Genomic DNA, 13247 nt, shown 5'->3' on the forward strand with positions numbered 1-13247 from the left:
AGCGCGCTATGCTGTTCTTTATTCAGCTTTGTGCTCGGAATCCGTTTGTTGTATTTTATTACGACAAGCGCTGAAGATATTCTAACGAGCTATTATTTAAGCATTAATCACGTATATTGTGTTAGATCATATTATAAAATTTAGCATTAAGAACAAGATCGTTATCGGTTTAATGACCTTGTTGCTTATCATTTGGGGGGCATGGAGTGCGACGAAACTACCCATAGATGCCGTTCCCGATATTACCAATAATCAAGTCCAGATCTTTACCTCTTGTCCAACTCTTGCCGGACAGGAAGTAGAGCAATTGGTGACTTTTCCAATTGAACAAAGTATTGCAACTGTACCCAAAATTGAGGAGATCAGGAGTATTTCACGCTTTGGGCTTTCTGTCATTACCGTTGTTTTTGACGATGATGTAGATATTTATTTTGCCCGTCAGCTGATCGGTGAGCGTTTAAAAGAAGCGGTGGATCAGATACCACAGGGTATTGGTAAACCTGAGTTGGCTCCAGTAAGTACCGGATTGGGAGAAGTATATCAATATATCATCCATCCCAAAAAGGGAAGCGAAAAGAAATACAACGCAAAAGATTTGCGAACCATGCAAGATTGGATTGTTGCCCGTCAGCTTTATGGAACTCCTGGAATTGCCGAGGTCAATAGTTTCGGTGGTGAGCTTAAACAATATGAAGTAGCTGTTGATCCGAATAGACTTAAAGCGATGAATATCACGATCCCGGAGATATTTACTGCTTTAGAGAAAAACAATCAAAATACAGGTGGTGCCTATATTGATAAAAAACCGAATGCATACTTTATCCGGGGGATTGGGCTGGCGACCTCTTTGGAAGATGTCAGAAATATCGCTATCCGAAAATCAGGGTCTATACCGATTTATGTAAAAGATGTTGCAGATGTACGGTTTGGTCATGCTGTGCGCTATGGAGCCTTGACATACAATGGTGAGGTAGATGCTGTGGGTGGTGTCGTCATGATGCTAAAGGGTGAAAACAGCAATGAGGTGGTCAATCGTGTGAAAGAAAAACTACCGACTATTCAAAAATCTTTGCCTGATGATGTGGTCATAGAACCCTATTTGGACCGGACAGACCTCGTTGGACGTGCGATCAGTACTGTTGAAAAAAATCTGATTGAAGGAGCCTTGATCGTAATTTTTGTCCTGGTATTATTTCTTGGGAACTTGCGGGCAGGTCTTATCGTTGCTTCGGCGATTCCACTGGCGCTGCTGTTTGCACTTGGACTGATGAACGTCTTCGGCGTAAGTGCCAATTTAATGAGTTTGGGTGCGATAGACTTCGGTTTGATTGTGGACGGAGCAGTCATTGTGGTGGAAGCTACGCTACACCACTTAGGCTTACGAAAGTCAACCGAGAAATTGACCCAGGCCGAAATGGACCATGAGGTATTTGAATCTGCTTCAAAGATTCGTACCAGTGCAGCCTTTGGTGAGATCATTATTCTTATTGTCTATATTCCAATTTTAACATTGGTGGGTGTTGAAGGAAAAATGTTTCGTCCAATGGCGCAAACAGTTGGGTTTGCCATTTTCGGGGCATTGATTCTCTCGTTAACCTATATCCCCATGATGTGCGCTCTGTTTCTGCCGAAAAAATACAGCGACAAGAAAACGTTGAGTGACCGGATGATTGCGGGACTACAACGTATATATGCGCCTTTATTACAGAAAGCCATTCGGTTTAAATACCTGATCGTGAGTTTAACTGTTGCCATTTTTGCTTTGTCGGCCTTCTTTTTCAAGAACATGGGGGGCGAGTTTATTCCACAATTGCAGGAAGGCGATTATGCATTCCATTGTATACTTCCTCAGGGAAGCTCGCTTTCGCAAAGTATTGAAACTTCTATGCAGGCTTCCCGGATTATCAAAGAGTTCGATGAAGTGAAGATGGTTGTCGGTAAAACAGGAGCTGCGGAGGTGCCGACAGACCCTATGCCGCCGGAAGCGACAGATATTATGGTGGTATTGAAGCCTCAAAAAGAGTGGAAGTCGGGCCGTTCTTATGAAGAACTGGGCAGCGCTATTCTGGAGAAGCTAGAAGTAATCCCGGGTGTTTTCTTTGAGAAAAATCAACCTATTCAAATGCGTTTCAATGAGTTAATGACGGGTATCCGTCAGGATGTTGCTGTAAAGATCTTCGGTGAAAACATCGACTCACTGGCCGCTTACGCCAATGTGGTTGCCGCTCAGATTCAATCTGTTCAAGGGGCAACTTCTCCACAGGTGGAGCGTGTATCTGGTCTCCCGCAAATTAATATCGTTTATGACCGCACCCGTATCGCGAATTATGGATTGACAATTCAGGACGTTAATGATGTGGTGAGTACCGCCTTTGCCGGTCGGAGTACGGGCCAGATCTATGAAAATGAACGTCGCTTTGATCTGGTCGTCAGGTTAGATACAACACACCGAAATAGTATTGATGATGTGCGTAATCTGATGATTCCTACAGATACGGGTACGCAGATCCCTCTTTCTCAGGTTGCTGCCATCGATTATAAATTGGGGCCGGCCCAAATCAGTCGCGAAGCTGGTAAACGAAGAATTGTGATTGGATTTAATGTGGCAGGGCGTGATGTTCAAACCGTAGTAAAGGATATCCAGCAACAATTGGCTGCAAATGTAAAACTTCCCGCGGGTTATTATTTCACCTACGGAGGTCAGTTCGAGAATTTGCAAAAAGCGAGCTCGCGCCTGCTGATTGCTGTGCCAGTTTCCTTATTGCTTATTTTTATGCTGTTGTATTTCACATTCCATTCCTTTAAGCAGGCCACGTTAATTTTTACCGCAATACCAATGAGTGCTATCGGGGGTGTCTTTGCATTGATGTTGCGCGGTATGCCTTTCAGTATTAGTGCCGGTATCGGTTTTATCGCCTTGTTTGGTGTGGCCGTACTCAACGGTATCGTTTTAATTGGGACATTCAATCAGTTGAAAAAAGAGGGCGTCGATGATATTTTTCAACGCGTTAAAGAAGGTACTTTGACCCGTTTACGTCCTGTACTGATGACAGCGACAGTGGCCTCACTGGGCTTTTTACCGATGGCAATAAGTACAAGTGCCGGCGCTGAAGTTCAGAAGCCTTTGGCAACGGTTGTTATTGGCGGACTGATAACGGCAACTTTCCTGACGTTGTTTGTGCTGCCCTTATTGTATATAATTTTTAATTCTAAATTGAATATGAAACGAAGTAGGGATGCTAAGACCTTTGTTACAGTACTTGCTTTCTTATTTATGGCCTTGGGATCTCAGGTGTTTGGCCAAGAGCGCATTTCTGTTACAGAAGCTGTGGAAACTGCACTGAAGAGCAATCGTCAGTTTCAGGTCAACCAGGCTGAAATCGTAGGCGCTGGTTTCAATGTCAAAACGGCGACCGAAATCCCCAAGACCGGGATTTTTGCAGAAAATGAAGATTACCGTCCTACGGATAAGGCCGGCTTATTGAAAATTGGTATAACGCAAAGTATTGCCTGGCCCGGGCTCTATGCGGCGCGCAAGGAGTATTTTAAACAGCAGCTAAAATATGCGAATTTAAATACGGATGTATTGAAAACTGCGATTACCAAAGACGTGAGGACAGCCTATTTTCAACTTTGGTATCTCCAGGATCGCCAAAAGCTGTATATGGAGCTGGATAGCATCTATACAGCCATGTTCAAAGCAACTGAACTTCGCTTCAGAACGGGTGACGTGGCTGCGCTGGACAAGATCGCAGCTGAAGCAAAACTGAAGGAACTGCAAGCACAACTTGTTCAAAACAAAAAGGACATTGTTATCCAGCAACAGCAACTTATGCTCTTGTTGGACCGTAACGAGTGGATGCTCCCATTGGATCAGTCCTTGGAGAAGATTGTCGTGAACGCCAGTCCATCTGAGGAAACAGCACATCCTTTACTTGTTTTACAGCAGCAAAACGTAAATATTGCTTCATCAAATATCAGTGTTCAGAAAAATACAAATAAGCCTGAGTTCTCGGGTCGATTTTTCTCCCAACGTGTTTGGGGAGCCAAAGATCCATTGTCGGGATTTTCGGTCTCCGCATCTTTTCCGGTCTTTAGCCTAGGCGCGTATAAAAGTAAAGTGAAGGCTGCCAACGCTGAAATGGAAGTTCAACAGCGTAAGTTGGAATATGAGACGCAGGCATTCCAGACAAATAAAGGAAACGCACTTGCTGAAATTGACAAGAATAGTGCGTTACTACAATTTTATGAGTCTTCGGGTTTAAAACAAGCTGATGCCATCATTAAAGCGGCTAGTTTGGCTTATAGGACAGGGGAGATCAATTTTGCTGAATTAAGTCAATTTTTAAGTCAGGCCATTGGGATTCGCCAGAATTATTTAGACGTCCTCAATCAGTATAATCAATCAGCAATTCAATATAATTACTTCAATAACAAATAAGTCAGCAATGAAAGTTTTCATAAAGATATTTATCGTATGTATAGCCGTTACTGTTTTTTACGGTTGCGGTTCTAATGAGTCGGAGCCTAAAGGTCAACCGGAGGGAAAGGAAGCGCCTAAATCCGAAGCGGGGCATGAGGAAGGTCCCGTTACCATAGCGGCATTGAGTGCGGCACAAATAAAAGCTGTGGGCATCGTTTTTGGAGGTATTGAAGAGAAGGAACTAACGGCTACAATCAAGGCCAATGGACTTTTAAGTGTACCCAATAACAATAAAGCGAATGCAACGGCGCTTTACGGTGGTGTTGTAAAGTCATTAAACGTGCAGCTGGGTGATCACGTACGCAAGGGGCAGGTGATCGCTACGATCACCAACCCCCAGTTTGTACAGTTGCAGGAGGAATATGTCTCCCTCGCAAGTAAGATTACCTTGGCAGAACAAGAAATGGCAAGGCAACAGGAACTCAATGAAGGTAATGCGGGGGCGCGGAAAAATCTGCAGGCCGCAACAGCAGACTTCAATAGTTTGCGGGCTCGAAAGGCTTCTTTGCAACAACAGATCCAATTGATGGGCATTAATCCCAATAGCGTTAATCTGTCCAATATGCGGACCTCATTAGCCGTAACAAGCCCTATCAATGGAACAGTAAGTAATGTTTTTGCGAAAATTGGGAGTTATGTAGATGTCTCTTCACCCGTGATCGAGATTGTTGACAATAGTCTGTTGCATTTGGATCTGCAGGTGTTTGAAAAGGATCTACCTTTGGTTAAAGTCGGACAGCTCATCAACTTTCAACTGACCAACAACCCGGATAAGACCTATACCGCCAAAGTTTTTACAATTGGATCTTCCTTTGAAAATGATAGCAAGACCATCGCTGTGCACAGTACGGTTGTGGGCAGCAAAGTGGGGTTGATTGATGGGATGAACATCACGGGTATGATCGGTGTCAATAATGTACGGACTCCGGCTGTTCCGAATGATGCAATCGTGGAGGCTGACGGCAAGTATTATATTTTTGTGGAGACAGACAAGAAACCTGAGGAGCATGAAGAAGGGCACGACGATCGCGGGCATGCACACGATGAAGGTGAAGCAAAACATGCGCATAAAAATGAGCAAGAAGCTGGGCAGCATGGCGAAGAACAGGCTAAAAACATCAATTTTGAAAAAATAGAGATTCAAAAAGGCGTGTCTGCTCTGGGATATACGGCGATTACCCCGGTTACCGAAGTTCCTGCTGGAACGAAAATTGTTGTAAAGGGTGCCTTTTTTATCAATGCTAAAATGAGCAATACAGGTGGGCACGAACATTAATTGACAGTATTTGTTAACAGAATCAAAGCAAGTTATGGAACATCAACATCGTTATGATGCACAAGGCAGACAGCTTTGTTGTACACAGACAGAAAAAATATATAGTCAGGCGGGAGCTGAAGACCTTATTGGGAAAGCTCCAGCTTCCAGTCATGGTCATGATCATAGCCATGATGAAGACGGTCACGATCACTCAACGGCAGGGGCTAGTCAGATGCAGTTATTTCTACCCGCGCTAATTTCTTTTATTTTGCTCATTGCAGCAATAGCCATGGATAATTGGATTGCGCAAGCATGGTTTAAGGATTGGGTTCGTTCGGGCTGGTATATCGTATCTTATCTGCCTGTTGGGTTTCCTGTAGTCAGAGATGCCCTAAAGAGTATTGCTAAAGGGGAAATCTTTTCGGAGTTTCTTTTAATGAGTATCGCTACGATAGGAGCTTTTGCGATCAAAGAATACCCAGAAGCTGTGGCGGTGATGTTATTTTATGCTGTAGGCGAGGTATTTCAGACCTTGGCGGTGAGTAGAGCTAAAAGTAATATTAAGGCACTACTGGATCAGCGTCCGGATGAAGTGACTATTTTGGAGAATGGAAAGAGCAAAGTAATCAAAGCCGCAGACGCAGGTATCGGAGCAATTGTTCAGCTGAAACCTGGCGAAAAGCTCGGGCTCGATGGTGAGTTGCTTTCTGAACAAGGCGCATTTAATACTGCAGCGCTAACTGGCGAGAGCAAGCCAGATACAAAAATGAAAGGTGATGTTGTGCTGGCAGGAATGATTAATATGAACACGGTGAGCCTAATTCGGGTAACAACAGCTTATCAAGATAGCAAACTGAGTAAAATCCTAGAGCTTGTACAGAACGCAACAGCTCAAAAAGCGCCTACTGAACTGTTTATCCGCAAATTTGCTAAGATATATACCCCAATTGTCGTGTTTTTGGCTATTGGAATTTGCCTCCTGCCTTACTTGTTTGTCGATCAATATGTATTTAGCGACTGGTTGTATAGAGCACTCGTATTTTTAGTGATCTCCTGTCCCTGTGCACTCGTCATCTCAATCCCTTTGGGGTATTTTGGTGGAATCGGTGCTGCGAGTAGAAATGGTATACTTTTTAAAGGCAGTAATTTTTTGGATGCGATGGCAGATATCCGGCATGTGGTGATGGATAAAACCGGAACAATGACTGCCGGCGTTTTTAAGGTGCAGGAAATTAAGCTACAGGCTGGTTACGACGAGTCAAGAATTTTAAAGCTCGTCAATAAAATAGAGAGCCACAGTAGCCATCCAGTTGCAACAGCGATTAGGGAATATGCAGGTGCGATCGACGAGTCTATTAATCTCCATAATATAGAAGAAATCGCCGGACATGGATTAAAAGGAATTACTGAAGGCAAAGAGTTGCTGGTGGGTAACTTTAAATTGCTGGACAAATTTAATGTAGCCTATGATATCGATCCGAATAGTATCGTATATACGACCATTGCCATTGCTTTGGACGGTAAATTTGTAGGATTCATGACGATCGCTGATAGCATTAAAGCAGATGCCGCGCTTACAATTCAGCTACTGCATAAGCTCGGTGTAAAAGCAACGATGTTGAGCGGGGATAAGTCGACAGTAGTCGCCTATGTTGCCAAGGAACTTGGAATAGATCAGGCCTATGGTGACCTGCTTCCGGAAGATAAAGTGAATAAGGTCAAGGAAATAAAGGGGCTAAACGAATCTGTTGCTTTTGTTGGTGATGGCGTTAATGATGCTCCGGTTGTCGCACTGAGTGATGTTGGAATAGCGATGGGTGGACTGGGCAGTGATGCGACGATCGAGACGGCAGATGTCGTGATACAGGATGACAAACCTTCGAAGATTCCAACGGCCATTCGCATTGGGAAACAAACGAAAAAAGTTGTTTATCAGAATATTGGCCTTGCTTTTATAGTCAAAGGGATCGTGTTGATTCTTGGAGCTGGAGGTTTGGCAACAATGTGGGAGGCTGTATTTGCCGATGTTGGCGTATCGTTAATAGCGATATTGAATGCCATTAGAATTCAGAAAATGAAATTTTAACAATTGGCGCTAACTTACACCCGCCCTTTTCATTGGATGAAATGAAGGGCGGGTGTATTCCTATTTTTATTCGCTATCATTTATAAATACTAAATATATTAGTATATTTGAGCATGCAGATCCACGAAGTGAATCGACTATTTTTTAAATTACCTTTGTAAGGTATTACCTGGTGTTAAAGTGATGACGAAAGAGCAAATTGCGGGATTGCTTGAAGGAATTCCCGCTGCAGTCGGCGTATATTATATTTATGATAAGTATGATGCACTAATTTATGTCGGCAAGAGTATCGATATTAGAAATAGGTTATTGCAGCATTTTAGAAGCACAGATTTTAAGGAACGCAAAATCCAAGGAGCAGCCTGCAGAGTTGGATTTGAACTGACTGGCCATGAATTACTAGCGCTATTGCATGAATCTGACCTGATCAAAAAATATCAACCCTATTATAATCGGGCGCAGCGTCGAACCCACTACGGATTTGGCCTTTATCTAGCGGTGAATCCATTGGGCTATCAAGTTCTTCAAGTTGAAACGCTTGATCCCGAGCGAGAGGAGCTAATGACCTTTTCGAGTTACCAGGAGGGGCGCGAGCAATTATTCACTATTGTTGAAGCTTATCAGCTCTGCCAAAAAATAAACAAATTACAGACGTATACGAAACATTGTTTTCAATATATGTTGAAGACCTGCAAAGGGGCATGTATTGCGCAGGAGCTTCCAGATGACTATAATCGAAGAGTGCAGGAATTTGTAGCCTCTTCGGAGCTTCCGATGGGCGAGATATTTTTGGAGTTCTCAGGGCGTAATCCCAAAGAAAAGGGACTTGTTTACTTGTTGGATGGTCGGTATAAAGGATTTGGCTACTGTAATAAGCGTGTATATAGCGAAAAGAAAAAGCGAGAAGCCATCATCTTCAAAGCCGATAATAGAGATGTTAGACGTATTTTGAGACGTTATTTCAAACTCAACCCTGTTTAGATTTTTAACAACAATAATTTACTGGCTTAGTAGGCCAGTAAATTATTGTTTTACCTTCGGTAAAAACTTTTTGTCGTTCTCATCGGAATCTTTGTAGTAGGCTCGGGCTTCGTCCAGTTTATGATGCATTTCTTCACGTACGTTTTGGTATGCTTGTACATTGTATACATTCTGCATTTCCTGTGGATCTTTCTCTAGATCGTATAATTCCCACTCATCTTTGTCATAATAGAAATGGATCAGTTTGTACCTTTCGGTACGAATCCCATAATGTCGTTTTACCATATGAATGGAAGGGTACTCATAGTAGGTGTAATATACTGCATCGCGCCATTGTTTTTCTTTTCCATTGAGTAGACCACGAAAAGATTTTCCCTGCATATCTTTCGGGATTGCAAGTCCTGCATAATCTAGGATTGTGGGGGCAAAATCAAGATTCTGAACAAGTGCTTTTGAGGATTGGCCAGCTTTAATTTCTGCTGGATAGCGGATCAATAAGGGGGTTCGGAGCGATTCTTCATACATAAAACGTTTGTCAAACCAACCATGTTCACCCAGATAGAACCCTTGGTCTGAGGTATAAATGACAATTGTATTTTCGTCGAGTCCATTGTCTTTCAAAAATTCCAATAGACGTCCAACACCGTCGTCCACTGCAGCAACGGTACCCAGATAATCCTGCATATAACGTTGATATCGCCAGCGCATCAGGTCCTCTTTGGACATGTTGTGATATTTCATCTTAAAATCTGCCATGATTGGGTTGTAGATTGAATCCCATGTTGCGCGCTGCGCTGCAGTCATTCTTCCTAGGTTTCCATTGAAGGTAGCTTTATCCCAGGATAGATATTCTTTTAGTCCCAATTCATCCATTAGCGCAGGAGGTATCTTGTTGTCACCAGCCCAGTTCATGTGTTTAAGGATATTCATTTCAGCGGTTTTAGCAGCAGTTCCTCTTCCTTCGTAGGTGTCGAATAGATTATTCGGTTCTTTGTAGGTTTTTGATGTATATTGTTGAAGATGTCGCAAAGCAGGTAGCCATTCTCGGTGTGGCGCTTTTTGATGATAGAGCACACAGAAAGGTTTGCTGGTATCTCTTTTAGCGATCCAATCTAGGGTCATATCGGTGGTGAGATCCGATACATAGCCTTGTATTTGTTGTTTTACACCATTGATAATAAAGTTTGGATTATAATATTCGCCTTGGTCAATAAGGACCGCTGAGTGGTTAAATCCCTGAGGTAGGCCATCCATATGGATTTTACCGATTAATGCTGTTTGATACCCGTTTTTTTGGAGAATCTTGGCAAAGTTGTCCTGATTCCAATCGAATTTTGCCTCATTATCAATTTTCCCATTCATATAACTGTGCTTCCCAGTTAGGAGTACAGCCCGACTGGGCGCACATAATGAATTTGTCACGGTCGCACGTGTGAAAATGGCACCTTCTTTTGCTAATCTGTCAATATTGGGCGTTTCGTTCAGTCCGTAACCATAAGCGCTTATCGCTTGATAACCATGGTCATCACTCATGATATATACAATATTTGGATGCTTTTTTGCATGGCCTTTTTGTGCCAATGCCCACGAAGGTACAAGTGTGTACAAGGTGAAAGTAAGTATATAATGATGGAGTTTCATGGTTAGGGTTTGAATGTGTTATGCTGAACGATTTTACCTCAGGCTAATATAGGTGTTTTCATTGAGACAAAGACGGTGCTATTAGTTTAATGATAGGTTGTACTATTTAAATGATTTGTTTGTTAAATTATTCTAATAGAAATTTGTGTGATTAATAATTTCACTTATATATGAAGAAGAGTTTATTAGCACTTGCACTGGGGGGATTGGGGATAGGAATTACAGAATTTAGTATGATGGGGATGCTACCGGACGTTGCCCAAAGTCTGCAAGTTTCAATTCCGGAAGCTGGTTATCTCATTACAGCTTATGCCTTAGGTGTAGTTATCGGTGCCCCACTGTTGGTGGTTGTGATGAATCGATTCTCGCCACTTAAGACTTTGATTATCCTCATGGGATTGTTTACCCTATTTAATGGACTGTCTGTGGTTGCTCCAGACTATGGTCTTTTGTTGGTCTCGCGTTTTATTTCTGGATTGCCACATGGTGCTTTCTTCGGAGTAGGGTCTGTCATTGCCAGTCGATTGGCTGATCCTGGTAAAGAAGCGCAGGCTGTAGCGACGATGTTTTCCGGATTGACAGTTGCCAATTTATTTGGGGTTCCCTTGGGTACCTATATTGGACATCATTTTTCATGGCGTTATACTTTCCTATTGATTGTTATCGTCGGTATTTTGACCATGTTAGCCTTAAAGTTGTGGATGCCTAAGATGAAAGCAGCACCTAAAAATAATCCTTGGAAGGACTTTGGCATTTTTCGCAATGTGAATGTCTGGTTTATGGTTTTGTTATTTTCAGTAGCTCCAGGAGCGCTGTTTGCCTGGATAAGTTATATAGCGCCACTGATGACTGAAGTGTCTGGTGTTGCTGATAAATACCTGCCTTATATTATGGTTTTGGCTGGATTAGGTATGTTTGTGGGGAATTTGATCGGAGGGAAGTTGACGGACGCTTTTTCTTCAACAAAGGTGGTTGTAGCCGTATTGGTGGTTCAGATTTTATGTATGTTGGTTATTTATGGGCTGTCCGACAACGTTTGGGTATCTTTGGTGATGACTTTTTTAACCGGAGTCACAACTTTTGCGCTCGTACCTTCGTTAACCTTATTATTGCTTAACTCGGTAAAAAGTGATGCTGAAATGTTGGTTGCTTCTTTAGGACCTGCTTGTTTTAATATTGCGAATGCATTGGGCGCCTTTTTAGGTGGTGTACCCATTAATCAAGGCTATGGTTATACTTCTCCGGCTCTGGTTGGTGCGGTTATGGCAGCTTTAGGAATCGTAATTTCCCTATGTTATATCAAACGAAGCAAAAAGCAACCGGCTGTGGCTGCCAAAGAGGTTCTTGAGGATGCCGTAGGTCAGCTTTCGTAGCGTCCATTATGTTGTCTTGAAATTTGCTATCGGTCTAAAAAAAATAACGTATAGAATTGGTGTTAACCTAGATTTCCACCAATTCTATTGAAGATGGACTGAAATTGAACATCGATATTTTCCCCCAGGTACATGCGCTTGGCCTGGCGTTTTATTGGATATCCTTGGTTCAATAGAAAGGAAACGGCAGCTGTATTCTCTTTTGGTAGCACAACTTTGGAATTTTGCATTAAATACATTTTTAACAATGCCATTCCTGCAGCTTGTTCATTGGCAACAATAAGGCCTTCTCCCAAAGAAGGAAGATAATAACCGCGGAGCGTTTGGTTCTATTTTATTGCTGCTTTATTGTACTTGTTTTTATATTCAAGGGGAGAGAGTCCTGTAAACCGACGGAATATCTCGCGAAAAGCCTTTATGTCCGTATATCCAATAGCGTACATCACTTCATTTACCGTTTTCCTCGAGCTTTCCAATTCTTTTTTTGCCGATTCTACTTTTATCCGTTGAAGATATTCCACGGGCGTATTGCCTGTCGCTTTAATAAATCTACGGTCGAAATTCCGACGTCCGACAGTGAATTTTTCAGATAACTTCTCCATGGAAATTTTTTCTGAAAAGTTATTCTCGAGGTAGTCCTGTGCACGCATGACCATTTCATCTCCATGTGATTTTTGACCATTAAAGATCATAAAATCGGACTGTGTTTGTCTGGCAATATCAATTTGAAATATTTTGGAGCAATAAATAGCCGTCTGTCTGTCGTAGAACTTTTCGACCAGGTAAAGGAGGAGATTAAGGAACGAATAACCGCCACCATTGGTATAGATTCCTTGCTCATCAGTAATAATTTGTTCTGTTTTTAAGTTAACCTTTGGAAAGAGCTTATGAAAATTTGCCGCTGATTTCCAGTGGATAGAGCAGTTTTTGTTATCCAAAAGCCCTGTGGATGCGAGCAGATATGCGCCGGTACACATGCTTGCAACATTTGCTCCCTTGGTATAATGGTCTAATATCCATGCTGAGAGCATGCTATTACCAGCTTCTATCGCACTAAAATTAGAAATGACAGCGGGTACAATAATGAGGTCGGTCTTTTGAATCGTAGCGATATCTTTCTGCGTCATGACCGTTAATAATCCATTGACAAAGTTACTCTGTTTGGAAACTCCTGCCAATTCTATATTAAATATAGGTTCCCTGTTCAGTTGATCGTAATAGCGGTTCGCTTCTGTGAATACATGGTATGTTCCAACAATGCACGATATGGTATTAGGGCCTGTCTGACTGTCTGGAACTAAGATCGTTAGGTGTTTCATGTTGAAAGTTTATAAGATTGAATAAACGATAGTACGCTTATTTGATACTATTCAAATATACCGAAACGACTTGTCTAAATCAACCGCTGAGAATGTCTATTTTACA

At 42.3% G+C, this 13247-nt stretch carries 8 protein-coding genes; 5 read left to right on the forward strand and 3 right to left on the reverse strand.

Going from position 1 to position 13247, the window contains the following annotated elements; translation table 11 throughout:
* The first annotated feature begins 118 nt into the window (after positions 1-118).
* The 4 genes from L1283_RS21900 to L1283_RS21915 all read left to right on the forward strand — a co-directional run bounded on the left by L1283_RS21900 (position 119) and on the right by L1283_RS21915 (position 8808).
* Entirely contained in the window at positions 119-4441 is a 4323-nt protein-coding gene (locus L1283_RS21900; protein WP_429626453.1) for a CusA/CzcA family heavy metal efflux RND transporter, read from the forward strand.
* Between the two features lie 7 nt (positions 4442-4448).
* On the forward strand, positions 4449-5759 hold the full coding sequence (locus L1283_RS21905) for an efflux RND transporter periplasmic adaptor subunit (RefSeq protein ID WP_145330538.1): 1311 nt from the start codon (positions 4449-4451) through the stop codon (positions 5757-5759).
* 34 nt (positions 5760-5793) lie between these two features.
* A complete protein-coding gene (locus L1283_RS21910) occupies positions 5794-7827 on the forward strand; it encodes a heavy metal translocating P-type ATPase (RefSeq protein WP_145330536.1) in 2034 nt (677 codons plus the stop codon).
* A gap of 183 nt (positions 7828-8010) precedes the next feature.
* A complete protein-coding gene (locus tag L1283_RS21915; RefSeq protein ID WP_286851051.1) occupies positions 8011-8808 on the forward strand; it encodes a GIY-YIG nuclease family protein in 798 nt (265 codons plus the stop codon).
* Positions 8809-8850: 42 nt separating this feature from the next.
* Here L1283_RS21915 and L1283_RS21920 read toward each other — a convergent pair whose 3' ends face one another.
* Positions 8851-10449 (reverse strand): sulfatase family protein, encoded by a 1599-nt coding sequence (locus L1283_RS21920; protein ID WP_286851054.1) that lies wholly within the window; start codon positions 10447-10449, stop codon positions 8851-8853.
* A gap of 170 nt (positions 10450-10619) precedes the next feature.
* Here L1283_RS21920 and L1283_RS21925 point away from each other — a divergent pair, with 170 nt between their 5' ends.
* On the forward strand, positions 10620-11822 hold the full coding sequence (locus L1283_RS21925; RefSeq protein WP_286851056.1) for an MFS transporter: 1203 nt from the start codon (positions 10620-10622) through the stop codon (positions 11820-11822).
* Positions 11823-11884: 62 nt separating this feature from the next.
* Here L1283_RS21925 and L1283_RS21930 read toward each other — a convergent pair whose 3' ends face one another.
* Positions 11885-12052 carry a hypothetical protein gene (locus tag L1283_RS21930; RefSeq protein WP_157626082.1) on the reverse strand — a complete coding sequence of 56 codons (168 nt, stop codon included), beginning with the start codon at positions 12050-12052 and terminating at the stop codon, positions 11885-11887.
* 99 nt (positions 12053-12151) lie between these two features.
* Positions 12152-13141 carry a GlxA family transcriptional regulator gene (locus L1283_RS21935; RefSeq protein ID WP_286851059.1) on the reverse strand — a complete coding sequence of 330 codons (990 nt, stop codon included), beginning with the start codon at positions 13139-13141 and terminating at the stop codon, positions 12152-12154.
* Positions 13142-13247: the final 106 nt, after the last annotated feature.

This window comes from Sphingobacterium sp. HSC-15S19 (assembly GCF_050433745.1).
Lineage (GTDB): Bacteria > Bacteroidota > Bacteroidia > Sphingobacteriales > Sphingobacteriaceae > Sphingobacterium > Sphingobacterium siyangense.